The sequence below is a fragment of the Streptomyces sp. NPDC026394 genome (genome assembly GCF_055567735.1).
Map to the genome: position 1 here is coordinate 65,936 of NZ_JBVHPX010000018.1, position 18,512 is coordinate 84,447.

The following is an 18,512-nucleotide window of genomic DNA, read 5'->3' on the forward strand; positions in this document are numbered from 1 at the left end:
AGCATGAAGGTCGTACTGTTCTGCGGCGGTTACGGGCTGCGGATGCGCGCCGGCGCGTCCGACGACGTGCCCAAGCCGATGGCGATGGTCGGCCCGCGGCCGCTCATCTGGCATGTCATGCGCTACTACGCGTACTTCGGGCACACGGACTTCATCCTGTGCCTCGGCTACGGGGCCGACCACATCAAGAATTTCTTCCTCACCTACGAGGAGACGGCGTCCAACGACTTCGTGCTGCGCAACGGGCGGGTCGAGCTGTTGTCCACCGACATCGCGGACTGGAACATCACGTTCGTGCAGACCGGCATCGAGTCACCGATCGGGGAACGGCTGCGCCGGGTGCGGCACCACCTGGACGGCGACGAGATGTTCCTCGCCAACTACGCGGACGTGCTCACCGACGCTCCGCTGCCGGAGATGATCGACCGGTTCGCCCGGCGCGACGCCGGCGCGTCGATGATGGTGGTGCCGCCGCAGTCCTCGTTCCACTGCGTGGACCTGGGCGAGGACGGCCTGGTGGGAGGCATCACCGAGGTGAGCGAACTGCCGCTGTGGGAGAACGGCGGCTACTTCGTGCTCCGCCAGGAAGTCTTCGACCACATCCCGGAGAACGGGGACCTGGTCGCCGACGGCTGCGCTCAACTGGCCAAACGGGGACGCCTGGTGGCGCACCGGCACCGCGGCTTCTGGAAGCCCACCGACACCGTGAAGGAGCGGGCCGCGCTCGACGCCGCCTACGCGCGGGGCGATCGCCCGTGGGCCGTGTGGGAGCGGGACAGCGCCGGAGTCCGGGCGTGATCCGGCTCGGGGCCGGGCGCCTGGAGCGGGTCGTCGCGGTGGGCGCGCACTGCGACGACATCGCCATCGGCGCCGGCGGCACACTGCTGACGGTATGTCAGGCGCGGCCGGGTGTCCGCGTCGACGCGCTGGTGCTCTCCGGCGGCGGCAGCGAGCGGGAGCAGGAGGAGCAGGCCGCGCTCGCCGCCTTCTGCCCGGGCGCCGACCTGCGGCTGTCCGTGCTCAAGCTGCCGGACGGCCGGCTGCCCGCGCACTGGGACGAGGCCAAGGCCGCGGTCGAGGAGCTGCGCGGACAGAGCGAGCCGGACCTGGTGCTGGCCCCTCGTACCGAGGACGCCCACCAGGACCACCGCGGCCTGGCCAAGCTGATGACCACCGCGTTCCGCGACCACCTCGTACTCGGCTACGAGATCGCCAAGTGGGACGGCGACCTCGGCCGCCCGGCGGCGTACCAGCCACTGTCGCCGGAGGTCGCCGAAGAGAAGGTGCGGCTGCTCCAGGAGCACTACCCCTCGCAACGGCACCGGCCCTGGTACGACCGGGAGGCCTTCCTCGGGCTGGCGCGGATCCGCGGCATCGAATGCCACGCGCGCTACGCCGAGGCGTTCGCCGTCGCCAAACTCACTCTCGATCTGGGGGACTGAAATTTGCGCGTGCTGCTGACCGGACACCAGGGCTACCTGGGCACCGTGATGGCCCCGGTCCTCGCGGCCGCCGGGCACGAGGTCGTCGGTCTCGACGCCGGCCTGTTCGCCGACTGTGTGCTGGGCCCGCCGCCCGCGGACCCGCCGGGGCACCGGGTGGATCTGCGCGACGTCACGGCCGAACACGTCGCCGGGGCGGACGCCGTGATCCACCTGGCCGCGCTGTCCAACGACCCCTTGGGGTCGCTGGCGCCGGAACTCACCTACGACATCAACCACCATGCGTCCGTACGGCTGGCCCGCCTGGCCCGCGACGCCGGGGTACGCCGCTTCTTGTACGCCTCCACCTGCTCGGTCTACGGTGCCGCCGGCGGCAGCGACCTGGTGACCGAGGACGCCCCGCTGCGCCCGGTCACCCCGTACGCGGAGTCCAAGGTGCGGGTGGAGGACGACCTGCACGCGCTGTCCGACGGCGACTTCAGCCCGGTGTTCATGCGCAATGCCACCGCCTTCGGCCACTCGCCCCGACTGCGGGCCGACATCGTGCTCAACAACCTGGTGGGCCACGCGCTGCTGTCCGGTGAGGTGCTGGTGCTCTCCGACGGCACGCCCTGGCGCCCGCTGGTGCACGCCGCCGACATCGCACGGGCCTTCACGGCCGCGCTGGCCGCGCCCCGGGAGGCGGTGCACGACCGGGCGTTCAACATCGGCAGCGAGACCAACAACGTCACGGTCGCCGAGATCGCCGAGCAGGTCGCCGAGGCGGTGTCCGGCTCGAAGGTGGTGATCACCGGGGAGACCGGTGCCGATCCGCGCTCGTACCGGGTGGACTTCTCCCGGTTCCGCGCCGCGGTGCCCGGCTTCGACTGCGAGTGGACGGTGAAGCAGGGCGCGCTCGAACTCGCCGACGCCTACCGGAAACACGGGCTGACCCGGGAGGACTTCGAGCAACGCTTCACCCGGCTGGCCGTGCTGCGCGCGGCGTCCGACGCCGGTGCCGTCGACGACACCCTGCGGTGGCGCCGATGACCGCAGTCGGTGAGGAGATGCACGCACTGGTGGAGCGGCTGTACCCGCTCTGCCGGAGCATCACCGGCGACGGTGTGCGGGCCACCCTGGAGATCGTCGGCGAGTACGTTCCGCTCCAGGTGCACGAGGTGCCGACCGGGACGCAGGTGCTCGACTGGACGGTACCGCAGGAGTGGAACATCCGGGACGCGTACATCGCCGACAGCACCGGGCGCCGGGTCGTCGACTTCGCGGCGTCCAGCCTGCACGTGCTCGGCTACAGCGTGCCGGTGTCGGCGACCATGCCGCTCGCCGAGCTGCGCGGCCACCTGCACACCCTGCCGGAGCACCCGGCCTGGGTGCCGTACCGCACCAGCTACTACCAGCCGGAGTGGGGGTTCTGCCTGGCCCAGGAGACCTTGGACGCGCTGCCGGACGGCGACTACGAGGTGCGCGTCGACTCCACCCTCACGGACGGCCACCTCACCTACGCCGAGCACGTGGTCCCCGGGCAGGTGCCCGACGAGGTGATCGTCTCCTGCCATGTCTGCCACCCGTCGCTGGCCAACGACAACCTGGCCGGCATCGCGGTGGCGACGTTCCTGGCCCGCGCGCTGGCGCGGGAGACGCCGTACCACACCTACCGGTTCATCTACGCGCCCGGCACCATCGGGGCGATCACCTGGCTGGCCCGCAACGCGGAGCGGATCGACCGCGTGCGGCACGGCCTGGTGCTGGCCTGCGCGGGCGATGTGGGCCACCTGACGTACAAGCAGAGCAGGCGCGGCGACGCGGAGATCGACCGAGTACTGCGGCACGTACTGTCCGCCTCCGAACGTCCGCACCGCATCACCGAATTCACTCCGTACGGTTACGACGAGCGGCAGTACTGCTCCCCCGGATTCGATCTCGGCGTGGGCTCGCTCAGCCGGACCCCGTACGCCGGCTACCCCGAATACCACACCTCGGCGGACAACCCGGACTTCGTCTCCCCGGACGCGATGGCGGACACGCTCGCCGTCTGCCGCGAGGCGTTCTCCGTGCTGGACCGCAACCGCCGGTACGTCAACCTCAGCCCTTACGGCGAACCTCAGTTGGGCCGTCGCGGCCTGTACGACGCGCTCGGCGGCCGCAGCGACACCCAGCAGGCCCAACTGGCCATGCTCTGGGTGCTCAGCCTCTCCGACGGCGCGCACAGTCTGCTGGACGTCGCCGAGCGGTCCGGACTGCCGTTCGACACCGTCGCCACCGCGGCCGATGCCCTGCGCGGCGCCGGACTGATCAAGGCATGACGCCGGTGGCTGCGGAGCGGGAGGAGCGGACCGCCAAGCGGGCCGTCGTCGGCCGGCTGTCCTGGGGGCTGGCCGACCAGGCGGCCTCCAGCATGACCAACTTCGCCGTGGGGATCTACGTGGCGCGCTCGCTGGGGCTGACCGCGTTCGGCGTGTTCAGCCTGGCCTGGGTGACCTACGGCGTGGTGCTCAACGTCTCCCGCGGAGTGGCCACCGACCCGCTCATGGTGCGCTTCAGCGGCGTGCCGGACGCGTCCTGGCGCGCGGCGGTGGCCCGGTCGTCGGGTACCGCGCTCGGCGTCGGTGGCGCCCTCGGCGCGGCGTGTCTGGTGGCCGGGCTGGGGCTGGGCGGCAGTGTGGGGTCCGCCTTCGCCTGCCTCGGCGTCGTCCTGCCGTTGCTGCTGTTGCAGGACGCCTGGCGGTTCGCGTTCTTCGCCGCCGGCGCCGGGCGCAAGGCGTTCGCCAACGACCTCGTCTGGGGTGTCGCGCTCGTGCCGGCCATGGTGGTGGCGGCCCACGTGGGCAGCGTGACCGCCTTCGTGCTCGCCTGGGGCGGGTCCGCCGCGGTCGCCGCGGGGTACGGCTGTTTCCAGTCCGGCATCCGGCCGCGCCCGACCGGAGTGCGCGCATGGCTGGGCGAGCACCGCGACCTCGGCTACCGGTACCTGGTCGAGAACGTCAGCAACAGCGGCGCGAGCCAGCTCCGGGCGTACGGGCTCGGCGCGATCGTCGGGGTCGGTGCGGTGGGGGTGATCCGGGGCGCCGAACTCCTGCTCGGCCCGTTCCTCGCCCTGCTGATGGGGCTGTCGCTGGTCACCGTGGCGGAAGCGGCCCGGGTGCTGCGGCGGGCCCCGCACCGGCTGGGGGCGTTCTGCCTCCTGCTGGGCGGCGGGCAGGCCGTCGCCGCGCTGCTCTGGGGCGGAGCGCTGCTGCTGATGCCGGACCGGTTCGGCGCACTCGTGCTCGGCGGGGTCTGGCACTCCGCCTCCGAGCTGGTCGTGCCGGTCACGCTCGGCGTCGCGGGCGCCGGACTCGGCACCGGCGCGGCGGCCGGGCTGCGCGCACTCGCCGCGGCCCGGCGCAGCCTGCGCAGCCAGCTGATCGCCTCCGCCTGCTACGTCGTCGGCGGGCTCGGCGGAGCGGCCCTGGCCGGCACGGCCGGCTCGGCCTGGGGCGTCGCCGCCGCGACCCTCGGCAGCTCGGCCGTGTGGTGGCTGCAGTTGCGGTCCGCCCTGCGCGAGCGCCGCCACCACCCCCTCCCCGAAGTGAGGACGTCATGACTGCGTTTCGGAGCATTCCCCGGCTGAGCATCGGCCTGCCCGTGTACAACGGCGAGGAGTACCTCGCCGAGTCGCTCGACGCCCTGCTCGGCCAGACCTACGAGGAGTTCGAACTGGTCATCTCCGACAACGCCTCGACCGACGGCACCCAGGACATCTGCCGCGCGTACGCGGCGAAGGACTCGCGCATCCGGTACATCCGGCTGCTGCGGAACGTCGGCGCCGCACCGAACCACAACTACGTGTTCACCCAGTGCCGCGGCGAGCTGTTCAAGTGGGCCTCGCACGACGACCTGTACGCCAGGGACCTGCTGCGCCGCTGTGTGGAGGCGCTGGACGAGCGGCCGGACGTGATCCTCGCGCACTCCGGCCAGGCGGTCATCGACGGCGACGGCAAGGTCAAGGTCCCGTACGAGTACCGGCTCGCCACCGACTCGCCGCGCGCGCCGGAGCGCTTCCGCAGCCTGCTGTTCGAGCCCGGCGGTGACGACTTCTACGGGGTGATGCGCGCCGACGTACTGCGCCGGGTGAAGCCGCACGACAGCTACCACCACGCGGACCGCACGTTCGTCGCCGAGCTCACCCTGCACGGTCCGTTCCACCAGGTGCCGGAGCTGCTGTACTTCCGCCGCGACCACCCCACCCGCGCCGAGCGGGCGAACCCGTCCAAGCGCTCCCGGTGCGTCAACCTGGACCCGCGCCGGGCAGGCCCGCTGCACCCGACGCCCCGGCTGCTCGCCGAGTACGTCTGGGGCTTCGTCACGGCGATCCGGCGGGCGCCGTTGTCCCCGGCCGACCGGCGCGCCTGCTACCGCCACCTGGTCGCCTGGATGACCAGCCGGACCCGGCCCGGAGCCGGCGAACGGGTCGAGGACCGCGCGCCGGCCGGCCCGGGGCCGTCCACCGTCTCCGTGGACGACCTCGTCGCCGGACGTGAAGGGCGACAGACATGAGGTCCACGGGCAACGCCCCGGCACGCGTGGGGGTGTTCGGCCTGCTCGGCTCCGGCAACCTCGGCAACGACGGCTCGCTGGAAGCCGTGCTCGGTTACCTCCGCGCCGAGCGTCCGGAGGCGGTCGTGGACGCGCTGTGCGGCGGTCCGGAGGTCGTCGCGGCCCGGTACGGCATCCCCGCGACGCGGCTGCACCGGTACCGCGGGGAGTACCGGACCGCCTCACGTGCGGGCGCGATCGCGGCGAAGGGCCTGGGCAAACTGGCCGACGCCGTCCGCACCGCTGCCTGGGTCCGCCGGCACGACGTGGTGATCGTGCCGGGCATGGGCGTCCTGGAGGCCACGCTGCCGCTGCGGCCGTGGGGCTTCCCGTACGCATTGTTCCTGCTCTGCGCGTCCGGCAGGCTGTTCGGCACCCGGGTCGCGCTGGTCGGCGTCGGCGCGGCCCCGATCGGCAACCGGGCGACCCGTGCCCTGGTCCGCTGGTCGGCACGGCTTGCCACGTACCGCTCGTACCGGGACAGCCCGTCCCGCGACGCGATGCGGGCGATGGGCGTGGACACCGCGCGCGACGAGGTCCACCCGGACCTCGCCTTCGCCCTGCCGACGCCGCAGGCGGACACGCCCCCGGGCCCTCCGGGGACGGTCTGTGTCGGCGTCATGGCCTTCCACGGCGGCGACGACGACCGCGCCCGCGCCGACGCGATCCACCGGCGCTACCTCGACGGGACAACCCGCTTCGTCCGTACGTTGGTTGCGGAGGGGCGGCCGGTCCGGCTGCTCACCGGCGACGCGTGCGACGCACCGGTGGTCGCCGCGATCCTCGACGCGGTGGACTCGCCGCTGGTCACCGCGGCCGAAGCGGCCTCCCTTTCCGACCTGATGAAAGAGACGGCGGCCGCCGGCACCGTCGTGGCGACCCGGTACCACAACCTGATCTGCGCCTTGAAAACCGGCACGCCGACGCTCGCGCTCAGCTATGCGGCGAAGAGCGACGCGCTCATGGCGCAGATGGGCCTTGCCGCGTACTGCCATCCGGCTCGCGAGGTCGACACCGACCGGCTGCTCGCCCAGTTCCGGGAGCTGGAGCGGCGGTCGGCGGAGCTACGGCAGACCCTCACCGAGCGGAACCTGACCGCTGCTCAACGCCTGGAGCACCATTTCACCGCCTTGACCGCGGCGCTGTTCCCGACGACCGGCCACACGCACCACGACGTCCCCGCCCACGCCCCCGCCCACGCGCAGCAGGAGAACCCATGAAAGCGACCGAAGTCCCGGCGATCGACGGCGCGTACCTCTTCGAGCCGACGCCGTACGCCGACGAGCGCGGCTTCTTCTGCCGTACCTTCGACGCCGACGTGGTCCGCTCGGTGGGCCTCGACCCGGAAGCCTTCGTCCAGGACAGCCTGTCCCGTTCGGCCCGGGGCGTGCTGCGCGGCCTGCATCTGCGCTCCGGCGACGGTGAGGCGAAGCTGGTGCGGTGCTCGTACGGGAGGATCTTCGATGTCGTCGTGGACCTGCGGACGGGCTCCCCGACCTACCGCAACGTGGCGTCCTTCGAGCTGTCCGGCGAGACGCAGGTGACCCTGTACGTCCCGGCGGGGTGTGCGCACGGCTTCCAGGCGTTGTCCGGGACCGCCGACACCGCGTACCGGATCGACCGCCCGCACGATCCGGCCGAAGACGTGACGATCGCGTTCGACGACCCGGAGCTGGCCATTCCGTGGCCGCTCCCGGTCACCTCGATGTCACAGCGGGACCGGGAGGCGCCGAGCCTCGCCAAGGCCCTGTCCCACCAGGAGAGCTGAGGTCGCCGTGGACAGCGAAGAGTTCCCCCTCCCCCTGTCGCGGCTGGCGAACGAGCGGCTGCACGCCATGGTCCCCGGAGGCGCGCACACCTACGCCAAGGGCGACGACCAGTACCCCGAGAACCTGGCGCCGGTCATCAGCCACGGCCAGGGTGCCCACGTGTGGGACATCGACGGCAACCGCTACCTCGAATACGGCTCCGGCCTGCGGTCGGTCAGCCTCGGCCATGCCCACCCCCGCGTGATCGAGGCGGTACGGCGGGAACTGGACCGCGGCAGCAACTTCGTCCGGCCGTCCGTCGTGGAGGTCGAGGCGGCGGAACGCTTCCTGGCCACCGTGCCGACCGCCGAGATGGTGAAGTTCGCGAAGAACGGCTCCGACGCCACCACCGCAGCGGTACGCCTCGCCCGCGCCGTCACCGGGCGCCCGCGGGTGGCCGTCTGCGGCGACCACCCGTTCTTCTCCGTCGACGACTGGTTCATCGGCACCACGCCGATGGCCGCGGGTATTCCGGCGGCGACCACCGACCTCACCGTGGCGTTCCCTTACGGGGACCTGCCCGCCACGGAGGAACTGCTCACCCGCCACCAGGGCGAGGTCGCCTGCCTGATCCTCGAACCCGCCACCCACACCGAGCCCCCGCCCGGGTATCTCAAGGGCCTGCGCGACCTGGCCGACCGGCACGGCTGCGTACTGGTCTTCGACGAGATGATCACCGGCCTGCGCTGGTCCGAGGCGGGCGCCCAGGGCCTGTACGGCGTCGTGCCCGACCTCTCCACGTTCGGCAAGGCGCTGGGCAACGGGTTCGCCGTCTCCGCACTGGCCGGGCGCCGCGATCTGATGGAGCGGGGCGGGCTGCGCCACTCCGGTGACCGGGTGTTCCTGCTGTCCACCACGCACGGCGCGGAGACACACTCCCTGGCGGCCGCGATGGCCGTACTCACCACCTACGTCGAGGAGGGCATCACCGCGCGGCTGCACGCCCTCGGTGAACGGTTGGCCGCCGGGGTCCGCGACGCCGCGGACAGCATGGGAGTCGGCGACCACCTCGTCGTCCGGGGCCGGGCCAGCAACCTGGTCTTCGCCACCCTCGACGGGAACCTGCAGCCGTCACAGCAGTACCGCACCCTGTTCCTGCGCAGACTCATCGCGGGCGGAATCCTCGCCCCGTCGTTCGTGGTGAGCAGCGCGCTGGACGATGCCGACATCGACCGCACCGTCGAGGTGGTGGCCCAGGCATGTGCGGTGTACCGGAAGGCACTGGACGCCGGGGATCCCACCCCCTGGCTGGCCGGCCGACCGGTGAAGCCGGTCTTCCGGCGCTTGGCGTGAGGTCAGGTGACGTGTCGTCAGCTACGCTCCTGGCGATCGGTTTCCGGCCGTCCGAGCGCCCGGCCGGTCGCCCACCCGGTCGGCCGCCCGATCGACCAGCCACGCGGTCGCCGGAATCACCGCCAGCGCGGTGCACCAGCCGCCGAGGACGTCGGTCGGATAATGCGCGCCCAGCGCGACCTGCGCCCAGCCCATGGCGGCGCCGGCAACCACCGCCGCGCCGAGCACCAGTAACGTGCCGCCCGCCCTGCCGAGGCCGAGCCTGCCGGCCGTGAGCAGCGCCACCACGACGGCGAGCGCGGTGACGAAGGCGGTGTGCCCACTCGGGTAGGACAGGTTGTCACCGTGGATGGTGCGTCCCACCAGGAACTTGAGCAGCGTCGCCGTCCCCACGGCGACGCCGGCCCCGGCAACGGCCAACACCGCCGCACGAGGACACCGGAGCAGCAGACAGCCCACCACGGCGACCACCACCAGCGCCACCGCTCCCCCGGGCTCCCCCAGGAAGTCCGTGGCCAGCGCCACGCCCCGCCACGGCGGCCGCACGCTGTCCGCCGTCGGCGGGACGAGCCACCCGTCCACCGTGCCCGGCCGGCTGTGACCGGCGTACAGAACCCCGAACACGACCACCGTCAGCGCGGCGAGAGCCGCGATCGAGCCGAGCCACGCGCGCAGCAACGGGGGCAGCACCGCAGGCACCGGCCGTCCGGTCACACGCTCACCCCGTACGGTCGGCCTGCGGCAGCTCGCACGGTGGCTTGCCGCGTCCGGTAGCTGGTCTTCCGGATCTTTGGCCAACACCGGGTCAGTGTACGTTCCGAGGTGCCGCGGACGGCAGTGTTCTTCCTCCCCGAAGCGGAGCCGTACGGGATGCGACGACGTATCAGCGCATGCCGCGTCAGGCGGTGATGCGTGCCGCTGTGGCGGCCGAGGAGCGCCGCGGGAACACCTGATGTCGCCCCGTACGGCAATGAGAGCTTCACCTTCTTCGCCGCTCACCCCCTTGAAACCAATACAATACAGAGCTGTGCTGTATCGTATTGGTGTGAAGCTTGAAGACGATCCCGAAGAGCACCCCCTCGCCACGTCTGCCCCGCCGACGAGAGCCCCCGGCCGGCCGCGCAGCCGGGAGGCCGACGAGGCGATCCTCGCGGCCGCGCTCGATCTGCTCGTCGAGCGCGGCGTCGGCTGGGCGAGCATCGAGCAGGTGGCGCGCCGCGCCGGAGTCACCCGTGCCACCGTGTACCGGCGCTTCCCGACCCTGACCGAGCTGCTGGTGTGCGCGGTCGAGTGGGAATACCGGGACGTGGATCCCGGCTCGATGGACTGGCCGGACATCGACAGCATGGTCACGGCCTGGGCCGAGCACCTCGGCAGACCCCGCGCACGCAGGCTGATCCGCCGCCTCTACGGCACGGTCGACGACCTCCCCGAACTCCTGCACGCCTACCACAAGGCGCACGGCAGCCACCGTGGCCTCGCGGTGCGTACCACTCTGGAGCGGGCTCGCGCGGCCGGGCAACTCCCTCCGGACAGCGACCCGGAGATCCTTCAGCAGATGCTCAGTGGCGCGGCTCTGCACCACCTTGCCGCGTACCCCGACACCACCGGCGCAGAAGAGGTCAAGTCCTACTTCCTCGCCGTGCTGGGACAGGCCGGGCTGCAGACCGCCCCCGTACCCCGAAGGAGCACCGCACGATGACCGAGACCATGGCATGGCTCGGGCGGGACGCCCGCAGGGCCCGCAAGGAGGGAATGCCTGCCGTCACACGGCGGCAGCGCGACCGGCTGGCCGACATGGTCGCCCACGCCCGGGCCGCCTCCCCGTACTACCGCGGTCTCTACCGCGGCCTGCCCGAGCGGGTCGAGGACCCGGCGCTGCTGCCGGTCACCGACAAGAAGAAGCTGATGGGGCACTTCGACGACTGGGTGGCCGACCGTGCCGTCACGTACGAGAAGGTGCGTGCCTTCAGCGACGACCCCGACCGGATCGGGCAGCGGTTCCGCGGGAAGTACATGGTGGCCACGACCTCGGGCACCAGCGGCCGACGCGGGCTCTTCCTCCTGGACGACCGGTACATGGACGTGGGCGCCGCGCTCACCTCCCGGGCACTCGCCTCGTGGCTGGGCCCCGCCGGGCTCCTCCGGGCAGCCACCCAGGGCGGCCGCTTCGCCCAGCTCGTGGCCACCGGTGGGCACTACGTCGGCTTCGCGGCCTATTCCCGCACGCTCCGAGCGGGCGGATGGCGCAGCAAACTGCTCCGGGCGTTCCCGGTACACACCCCGATGGCGCAGCTGGTGGCCGAACTCAACGAGTACCGCCCCGCCTTCGTCATCGGTTACGCCAGTACGATCATGCTGCTCACCGCCGAGCAGGAAGCCGGCCGCCTGCGCATCAACCCGGTGCTGGTCCAGCCGGCCGGCGAGACGATGAGCACGGACGACACCGCCAGGATCGCCCGCGCCTTCCGCACCACGGTCCGCGCGATGTACAGCGCGACCGAGTGCACCTACCTCAGTCACAGCTGCGCCCACGGCTGGTACCACGTCAACAGTGACTGGGCCGTGCTCGAACCGGTCGACGCCGATCACCGGCCCACCCCGCCCGGCCAGTACTCGCACACCGTACTGATCAGCAACCTCGCCAACCGCGTGCAGCCGTTCCTGCGCTACGACCTCGGTGACAGCGTCATGCTCCGGCCCGACCCGTGCCCGTGCGGCAACCCGCTGCCCGCACTCCGCGTCCAGGGCCGCTCAGGTGACATCCTCACCTTCCCCACCCGAAGCGGCGACCCCGTCCAGCTCGCTCCCCTGGCCTTCGGCACCCTCTTCGACCGCACTCCTGGAGTCGAGCTGTTCCAGGTCGAGCAGACCGCACCGGCAACCCTGCGGGTACGCCTGCTGCCGGCCGCCGACGCCGACCCGGACCGCGTGTGGCAGGCGGCCCACTTGGAACTGACCCGTCTTCTCGCCGACAACGAGCTGGGCCACGTCACGGTCCAGCGCGCCGAAGACCCTCCTCGGCAGACAGCCGGCGGCAAGTACCGCACGGTCATTCCCTTCGACCGGTCGGGCGCTCGCCCCTGACGCGGCAGGGCGACGGCCGGGCGTCTCGGAGCTACGTATTCGGCCCGCCCGGACATCGCTCCCCGGGAAGGGCGTTGCCGTCCAGGAGGAGGTCGAGGTGCTGGCGCAGCCGGGTGAGCTGTTCGGCCAGAGCCGCGGCTGTGGCCGTCTCGCCGGCCGGGGCGCGTGGTGAGGGGAGTTGGGCGAACAGGTCGCGGGCGCTGTCCTCGACGGTCTGCAGCCGGGCGTCCAACTCTGCCAGCACCGGGCTCGCCGCCTCTGGCATCGCCGCCGGCCGCTCACCGCTGCTGCGGCACAAATCCTCGGCCTTCAGCGAACCTTCGGCCTGCAACAGGGCGTTCTGGTCGTGCAGACGCCGGTTGACGCGGTAGAGGTCGACGAAGACGTTGACCTTGGCGCGCAGCGCCCACGGGTCGAACGGCTTGACCATGTAGTCGGAGGCGCCGGCCGCGTAGCCGCGGAAGGCGTGGTGCGGGCCATGGCTCGCGGCCGTCAGGAAGATGATGGGTACGTGGCGGGTACGGGCGCGCCGCTTGATGTGGGCCGCGGTCTCGAAACCGTCCATGCGCGGCATCTGCACGTCCAGCAGTATCAACGCGAACTCCTCGACGAGCAGGGCCTTGAGGGCCTGCTCGCCGGAGGTGGCGCGCACCAGGTCGTAGCCCAGGGGCGCGAGGACGGCCTCCAGGGCCAGCAGGTTCTCCACCCGGTCGTCGACCAGCAGGACGCTGACCGGTCCGGTGCGCTCCGGTCCCGGGGCTGTCCCGGTACGGACGGCCGCGGGTGCGGAGGTCTCCGGATTTGCGGGGGACTCCGGGGGTGCGGAGGTCTCCAGGGGTGCGGAGGGGGCGGGGATCGAGGCCGTGTAGGGCGCTGGGGCCGGGGCAGCCGCAGTACGCCGTCGGGCCGCACTGTGGTGCACGGCGCTGGTGGTTTCTGGCATGGCCGACGCTGCCTTTCCCTGCACTTCCCGAACCGGGGGTTGGTGGTGCCGTAATACTGATATGGCCGCAATGGTGCGGCTGCCGTTCCACGGGGGCTTTTCCCACTGTGTTTCACGGGTTCCCCGCGTGCCACAGCTAAACGGCCACCACACGGCTTCGCGGCCCTGACCGTGGCGCACTGCGGGCTCACGGTGTGAATGTCATGTGAAGTCACTGGTACGGAGCGCGCATCGACTCACGATCGGGTGAAATGCCGTACGGATGTCGCATCGGCCTTGTGCACCCAGGCCGAGCCCTCGGGCCATGCCCATGTGGTGAGCCTCCTCGCCGAGGCAGGCTCGGGTCTGGAATGTGCGGTGGGGGCGTACCGGGAGACCACACCGCTGTGCCTGGCAGCGGCCTGGGGACAAACCGCGGTCGTCAGCGCTCTCCCTGATGCCCGCGTTCAGAGCAGGACGCTCATACCCGCCCTGCCTCTGGAGCCCCCAGGGCCTGACTCACCGGGTCGGCCGACCGGCCCCCGGCCCCTTTCATCTTCGACCGCTTCTCCTACCCCCACGACTACCGGAACCGGGAGTTTCTCCGGCACCGAGCAGTTCGGCCAGAGCCTGCACACGATCACCGGATCCCGCTCGCATACGCGCAGTGGGAGGAGAAGGCGCCGTCCGATGCGCAGGAAGAGCCCAGCACATCGAGCCCTGGCGGTACTTCCCGCCCAAACTGGAGCACAAGCAGAAGTCGCGGCCCTGAGCGCGGCACCGCGTCGCTTCCCTCCTCGGGGCTTCTTCGGGCCTCCTGGACTACCGGTTGCGACATCGCCACCTGCCGGCCCTTCCCGATGGCTGTGCGGACCCGTGCCGTCGGCGAGCACTATCCACCGGCCGTCGCCGAGGGCGCAGGTAACGACGGTCCGGGGTCCCGTGGCGCATTGTGAAACGAAACGACGGACATCACCAGAGCCGCGATCACAAGAGCCACCGGCACGAGGAGGACCACAAGGACTCCGATCAAAACCTTGCTCCCCCACGGGAGCGGTTCCTTCGCCGCCATCGTCTTCTCCCCACTCCTTCTCCCCCGTTCCTTTTCTCCCCTCCTTCTATCTCCTCTTCGCCCCGCGCGCTACGCTCACGCCGCGCTCCGGAGCCCGTCCGGTGTCCACTGTCCTGCCGCTGTGAGCCACTCTGGAGCGAGCTCCGGGAGGTGTGCCGCCAGCGGATCACAGGGCACTGTCAGTGGTGGATGGCAGCATCGGACGCATGACGCATACGACAGCATTCAACTGGCGGCCGTTCCTGCTCAGATGGAGCGGGGAATGGGCGGGTTCCCTGCCCGATGACGCGACACGAAGTGAGGAGGACGAAGCCGCCCGGCAAACGCGATGGCTGGGATTCCCGCCCGCGTCCGAGAAGCGGATCACTGCCATGGAGGAGCGTCTCGGCCGACGGATGCCCCCGTCGTACCGGGAGTTCCTCGCGGTCAGCGACGGATGGCAGCACGCCGGCGGGTTCGTCCGGCTCTTGGCCGGGACCGCGGACGCATGCTGGCACAACAACGAGTCCGGACTCGCTGACATCTTCGAGGAGTACCTGGACGACGATGCCGGACCCGACGAGCGGCGGGAGGCGGACATCTGGCGGCGCGGGCTCCAGCTCGACGTCGAGTCCGACATCACCTACGTCCTGCTGGACCCCGAGGCCGTGGACGAGGACGGTGAGTGGGCCGTGTACACGTGGGCGAGCTGGCGAGCCGCCGCACCCGGACGGTACGCGAACTTCGCCGAATTCATGCAGGCCATGTACCAGGAGTTCCACAGCCTACGGGCGAGCCCGGCCGACAGGGAGCCGGAGTTCGTCAACGACACGACGCGAGAGCTGGACGCCCAGGTGGAGCAAGCCCGGCTGGAGGCGCTGCGCGGCGACTGGGAACGGGCCGAGCACGCGCTGGACGAGGCGAAGAAGTACGGCAGACCGCGGGCCGCCGGGCTGGGAGACCAGATACGCCGCCTTTTCGGGCGGACTTACATGGTGTATTTCGAGGGCTTGGTGATCGACCCACGGTACGCACCCGAGCTCCTGCCCCCGCTGGTCGCCGAACACGCGGCGCACTCGTACAGGGACGACTCCACGTTGCAGTTCCACCTGCGGGGAGCTGGTGACGACGTGGTGTCGCTGGCCCACGCGACGCTGGAGCAGGTGCGCAACGGCACGTACCGGTACGCGGCGGCCGGACCGTTCGGCGCGGCGGTCGAGCGGGCGCGGGAGCTGGCGCGGTGGGGCGACACCGACGGGGCATGGCGGACGCTGACGGACGCTCTGCCGGCCTGGCAGCCGCCGGGACCCGGCCTCCTGGCATCGCTGGGTTGGGTGGCCGACCCCTTGCTCGGTCCCTTGCTGACTCCGGAGCGGGGCCGCGAGCTGCTCTCCACCCCCAGGGGCGGAGAGGCGGGTGAGGCACCGAGCCGGGTGGCCGGCCTCGACCCGGGCGGCCTGGCATGGCTCGCGGACCCGGACGGCCACGAGCCTCACACGTCCTACCGGTTCGTCCCGGTCGAAGCTGTGGAACCGGAGGACCTGCCCGGACGCCTCGCGGACGCGGACGAGGCGACGCTGGACGATCCCATGACCACCGACGAAGCACGCCACCGCTTGCTCAGCGGACAGCGGGAGTTCTCGTCCTAAGACGACAAAGCCCCCGTGGCGGTCGGCCGGGCCGGCCGTGGTTGGAGCTTCGCCTTCGACGGCGGTCCCGCGCCCTTCGACCCGCAGCGATTCATCTCCCCGGCCGCGGCCGCGGCCGCGAGCGCGGGCACCCGCGCGGTCGTCGTGTGGAGCGGCCTGAGAGCCCACCACGGGCAACCGTTCTTCCACCTCTCCGTAGCGCAGGACGGCACCGAGCAGTACGCCTTCACGTACGTGGATGGCGAGACACATCGCACCGGACGGACACCGAGGGCACTGGACCCGGACCGGTTCTTCGCCTCCCGGGAGGAAGCCACCGAGGCGGAGCGGCCGCTGCTGGAGGTCGTGGCCGACGAGTTCGGTGCCCGCCTGCCGCGTCACGCGATCACGAACGGACGGCTGCACACCTTCACCACCCGTTCATGGACACGGCCGCCGGAAAACGGGGAGACCTACGCCGTGATCAGCTTGGGTGGGGGCGCGGGGCACTGACTGGCACAGCCTCCGTAGCCCCTCCGTACCGCCACTGCCCCATTGCCGTCCCATCTCTCTGGCCGCTGTGACCGACACAATGGGCGGTGCGCTGCCGTTCTACGAGAAGACCACGCAGCGGATCAGCAAGCGCACCGCAGACCAGCAGCACGACAAGCAGTGCCCGATGCGGGCCACGCGGTACCAGGATGTCGACGGGGACCGGAAGGACGATCTGATCGTCGGGCCCGGAGCGGCCAGCCCCGATCGCTCCCTCAAGGCCCGGAACGGTGTGATCCGACCTCCGCCCTTCCGCTTCCGGCCGCTTCAGCCACTCACGGCCGTCCCCCCACCCGCCGGCCCCGAAACCTGGGCGCGTCATACCCGTCCGGACAGCATGCGGGCACCGGAACGGGCGCGGCGGACACCCAGTCGGGTACTCCGGGCACCGGCGCGGGCGGCCGAGCCGCCCCATGGCAGGTCAGCGTACTGAGCGGGCGCGAGCAGCCTCTCGGACTCGGGCGCGCTGCCCGCCCACACGGGCTCCGCCCTCGGGCTCTCTCGGCGATACAACGTCTTCAGGGGCGCGTTCGCCTCGCGCCCAGCGCAGACACCTCAGCTCAGAGGCACTTGTGAGGAGACGCAACGTGAAGACATCGCCGACGCCGGCCGGGCGCGCCATGCATTCCCGTACCGCACCGGGCCGTTCGGCGCAGCAGGCCGACGGGTTCCTCGGGGCTCTGTACGAGCGTCACGGGTCGGTCTTGTTGAGGTTCGCGGCCCGGCTGCTGGACGGCGACTGGCACCGTGCGGAGGACATCGTGCAGGAGGTGGCATTCCGTGCTTGGCAACGCGCCGACGAACTCGATCCCACAACGAATGCACTGCGTCCATGGCTGTTCACTGTCGTCCGCAACCTGGTCATCGATGTTCATCGCTCGCGCAAGGCCCGGCCCCCGGAGGCCGATGCCGCGGACATTCCCCTTTCGCCCGTTCCCGACGGAGTCGACCGTACGCTGACCCGGCAGGTGGTGGTCGCAGCCATGCGGGAGCTGGCACCGTGCCATCGCGAGGTCCTGGTCCACGTGTACTACATGGGCCGCAGCCTGCCCCAGACGGCGAGGCTGCTGGGGGTGCCGCCAGGCACGGTCAAGTCGCGCATGTACCACGCGACACGTGCACTCCGCGAGGGGCTCAACAGCCGTGGGCTGACAGCGGCGTGACCACTCATGTCCCCACGTCACCAGGTTCTGCTCGCCCGCCCGGCCGCTTCACGGCTCCGCCGCCGTGTGCCGCCGTACTTCCCGTACACCGCCGTACGCTGCTCCGCATGCCGTCATCAGACGCGCAGGACCTGCGGGCCCAGCAGGGAGTAACGGTGTGCCTCGCTCTGCGGCAGCCGGGTGTCGGTGACGATGGCCTCGAAGTCCGCCGCCTCGGCGAAGCGGCACAGGCTCACCGCGCCGAACTTGGTGTACACGCCCGAGAAGATCCGGCGTCGGGACGCTCGTACCGCCTGCTGCTTGACCTGACTGACCGCCGGGTCAGGGGTGGTGAGGCCGTACTCCCGGGAGATGCCGTTGGCGCCGATGTATGCCAGGTCGACGACGAATTCGGACAGCATGCCCGCCGTCCAGTGGTCAGCCGTGGCCACGGTGCCACCCCGCACCCGGCCGCCCAGGAGCACCACCGTGACGTGGTCCCTGGCGGCCAGCAACGCCGCGGTGGCCAACGAGGCCGTGATCGCGGTGAGCGGACGGTCGGCAGGCAGTGCCGCAGCGATGAGCTGAGGCGTGTACCCCTCGTCGATGAAGACGCTCTCCGCATCACCGAACAGCGCCGCCGCGGCCTCCGCGATCCGCAACTTCTCCGGCAGGTGCATGGTGGTCCGGAACGCCAGGGTGGACTCGTAACCCGCGCTCTCCACCGGATACGCGCCCCCGTGCGTACGCCGCACCAGTCCGTGCTCCTCCAGCACGCGCAGATCCCGCCGTACGGTCTCCTTGGCCGCACCCAGGTCCGCGGCGAGCTTGCCGACCTCCACCGATCCCCCCTGGCGAGCGGCCTCCACGATGCGGCGCCGGCGCTCCTCGGCCTCCACTGCACACCCACCCCGATCCCGGATGCCGGCGACACGGCGGTGATCATCCATCCCGGCTGATCAACCGCCGTTCAGCGACCGCCATTCATCACGCCCGCACGGTCCTCGGTACCCTT

The 18,512-nt window shown here is 71.3% G+C and carries 15 protein-coding genes and 1 pseudogene; 13 read left to right on the top strand and 3 right to left on the bottom strand.

The genetic code is table 11. The features are described from left to right. Positions 1 to 3: 3 nt before the first annotated feature. Genes ACZ4QV_RS31425 through ACZ4QV_RS31465 form a run of 9 tightly spaced genes read left to right on the top strand, consistent with a single transcriptional unit; the run spans position 4 to position 9,115 of the window. A complete protein-coding gene (locus ACZ4QV_RS31425) occupies positions 4 to 798 on the top strand; it encodes a sugar phosphate nucleotidyltransferase (protein ID WP_361154735.1) in 795 nt (264 codons plus the stop codon). After that, the gene (locus ACZ4QV_RS31430) at positions 795 to 1,442 is read left to right on the top strand and encodes a PIG-L deacetylase family protein (protein ID WP_361635072.1); all 648 of its coding nucleotides are present in this window, start codon (positions 795 to 797) and stop codon (positions 1,440 to 1,442) included. The genes ACZ4QV_RS31425 and ACZ4QV_RS31430 overlap by 4 nt, the downstream gene beginning before the upstream one ends. Positions 1,443 to 1,445: 3 nt before the next feature. Continuing rightward, entirely contained in the window at positions 1,446 to 2,471 is a 1,026-nt protein-coding gene (locus ACZ4QV_RS31435) for an NAD-dependent epimerase/dehydratase family protein (protein WP_361154739.1), read from the top strand. Next, on the top strand, positions 2,468 to 3,742 hold the full coding sequence (locus ACZ4QV_RS31440) for a DUF4910 domain-containing protein (RefSeq protein ID WP_361154740.1): 1,275 nt from the start codon (positions 2,468 to 2,470) through the stop codon (positions 3,740 to 3,742). The genes ACZ4QV_RS31435 and ACZ4QV_RS31440 overlap by 4 nt, the downstream gene beginning before the upstream one ends. After that, positions 3,739 to 5,022, top strand: a complete 1,284-nt coding sequence (locus ACZ4QV_RS31445) for a hypothetical protein (RefSeq protein WP_467763712.1) — start codon at positions 3,739 to 3,741, stop codon at positions 5,020 to 5,022. Before ACZ4QV_RS31440 ends, ACZ4QV_RS31445 begins: the two co-directional genes overlap by 4 nt. Beyond that, positions 5,019 to 5,975: a glycosyltransferase family 2 protein gene (locus tag ACZ4QV_RS31450; RefSeq protein ID WP_361587011.1), complete on the top strand. Its 957-nt coding sequence runs from the start codon at positions 5,019 to 5,021 to the stop codon at positions 5,973 to 5,975. Before ACZ4QV_RS31445 ends, ACZ4QV_RS31450 begins: the two co-directional genes overlap by 4 nt. Then, complete coding sequence (locus ACZ4QV_RS31455; RefSeq protein WP_361587014.1) at positions 5,972 to 7,234, top strand: polysaccharide pyruvyl transferase family protein; 1,263 nt, start codon at positions 5,972 to 5,974, stop codon at positions 7,232 to 7,234. The genes ACZ4QV_RS31450 and ACZ4QV_RS31455 overlap by 4 nt, the downstream gene beginning before the upstream one ends. Continuing rightward, the gene (rfbC, locus tag ACZ4QV_RS31460) at positions 7,231 to 7,782 is read left to right on the top strand and encodes a dTDP-4-dehydrorhamnose 3,5-epimerase (RefSeq protein WP_361154747.1); all 552 of its coding nucleotides are present in this window, start codon (positions 7,231 to 7,233) and stop codon (positions 7,780 to 7,782) included. Before ACZ4QV_RS31455 ends, rfbC begins: the two co-directional genes overlap by 4 nt. Positions 7,783 to 7,789: 7 nt before the next feature. Then, the gene (locus ACZ4QV_RS31465; RefSeq protein ID WP_361635065.1) at positions 7,790 to 9,115 is read left to right on the top strand and encodes a glutamate-1-semialdehyde 2,1-aminomutase; all 1,326 of its coding nucleotides are present in this window, start codon (positions 7,790 to 7,792) and stop codon (positions 9,113 to 9,115) included. A gap of 21 nt (positions 9,116 to 9,136) precedes the next feature. On the opposite strand, the gene ACZ4QV_RS31470 is transcribed toward ACZ4QV_RS31465, so the two are convergent. Further along, complete coding sequence (locus tag ACZ4QV_RS31470; RefSeq protein WP_361154749.1) at positions 9,137 to 9,829, bottom strand: phosphatase PAP2 family protein; 693 nt, start codon at positions 9,827 to 9,829, stop codon at positions 9,137 to 9,139. 331 nt (positions 9,830 to 10,160) lie between these two features. Between ACZ4QV_RS31470 and ACZ4QV_RS31475 the strand changes: the two genes are divergently transcribed. Both ACZ4QV_RS31475 and ACZ4QV_RS31480 read left to right on the top strand, forming a co-directional pair. After that, on the top strand, positions 10,161 to 10,817 hold the full coding sequence (locus ACZ4QV_RS31475; RefSeq protein ID WP_361154751.1) for a TetR/AcrR family transcriptional regulator: 657 nt from the start codon (positions 10,161 to 10,163) through the stop codon (positions 10,815 to 10,817). After that, a complete protein-coding gene (locus tag ACZ4QV_RS31480; RefSeq protein ID WP_361154752.1) occupies positions 10,814 to 12,202 on the top strand; it encodes a phenylacetate--CoA ligase family protein in 1,389 nt (462 codons plus the stop codon). Before ACZ4QV_RS31475 ends, ACZ4QV_RS31480 begins: the two co-directional genes overlap by 4 nt. Before the next feature lie 31 nt (positions 12,203 to 12,233). Here ACZ4QV_RS31480 and ACZ4QV_RS31485 read toward each other — a convergent pair whose 3' ends face one another. Further along, on the bottom strand, positions 12,234 to 12,926 hold the full coding sequence (locus tag ACZ4QV_RS31485; protein ID WP_467763757.1) for a response regulator: 693 nt from the start codon (positions 12,924 to 12,926) through the stop codon (positions 12,234 to 12,236). A gap of 1,476 nt (positions 12,927 to 14,402) precedes the next feature. Between ACZ4QV_RS31485 and ACZ4QV_RS31490 the strand changes: the two are divergent. Beyond that, a pseudogene (locus ACZ4QV_RS31490) lies at positions 14,403 to 16,316 on the top strand (SMI1/KNR4 family protein). Positions 16,317 to 16,975: 659 nt separating this feature from the next. After that, positions 16,976 to 17,518 (top strand): sigma-70 family RNA polymerase sigma factor, encoded by a 543-nt coding sequence (locus ACZ4QV_RS31495; protein ID WP_361154959.1) that lies wholly within the window; start codon positions 16,976 to 16,978, stop codon positions 17,516 to 17,518. A gap of 116 nt (positions 17,519 to 17,634) precedes the next feature. On the opposite strand, the gene ACZ4QV_RS31500 is transcribed toward ACZ4QV_RS31495, so the two are convergent. Then, positions 17,635 to 18,396, bottom strand: a complete 762-nt coding sequence (locus ACZ4QV_RS31500) for a DeoR/GlpR family DNA-binding transcription regulator (protein ID WP_361154754.1) — start codon at positions 18,394 to 18,396, stop codon at positions 17,635 to 17,637. Positions 18,397 to 18,512 lie beyond the last annotated feature (116 nt).

Coding starts and splice junctions, on each gene's coding strand:
- ACZ4QV_RS31440 (WP_361154740.1), top strand. CDS start 2,468: ATGACCGCAGTCGGTGAGGAGATGCACGCACTGGTGGAGCGGCTGTAC.
- ACZ4QV_RS31455 (WP_361587014.1), top strand. CDS start 5,972: ATGAGGTCCACGGGCAACGCCCCGGCACGCGTGGGGGTGTTCGGCCTG.
- ACZ4QV_RS31445 (WP_467763712.1), top strand. CDS start 3,739: ATGACGCCGGTGGCTGCGGAGCGGGAGGAGCGGACCGCCAAGCGGGCC.
- ACZ4QV_RS31495 (WP_361154959.1), top strand. CDS start 16,976: ATGCATTCCCGTACCGCACCGGGCCGTTCGGCGCAGCAGGCCGACGGG.
- ACZ4QV_RS31480 (WP_361154752.1), top strand. CDS start 10,814: ATGACCGAGACCATGGCATGGCTCGGGCGGGACGCCCGCAGGGCCCGC.
- rfbC (WP_361154747.1), top strand. CDS start 7,231: ATGAAAGCGACCGAAGTCCCGGCGATCGACGGCGCGTACCTCTTCGAG.
- ACZ4QV_RS31450 (WP_361587011.1), top strand. CDS start 5,019: ATGACTGCGTTTCGGAGCATTCCCCGGCTGAGCATCGGCCTGCCCGTG.
- ACZ4QV_RS31425 (WP_361154735.1), top strand. CDS start 4: ATGAAGGTCGTACTGTTCTGCGGCGGTTACGGGCTGCGGATGCGCGCC.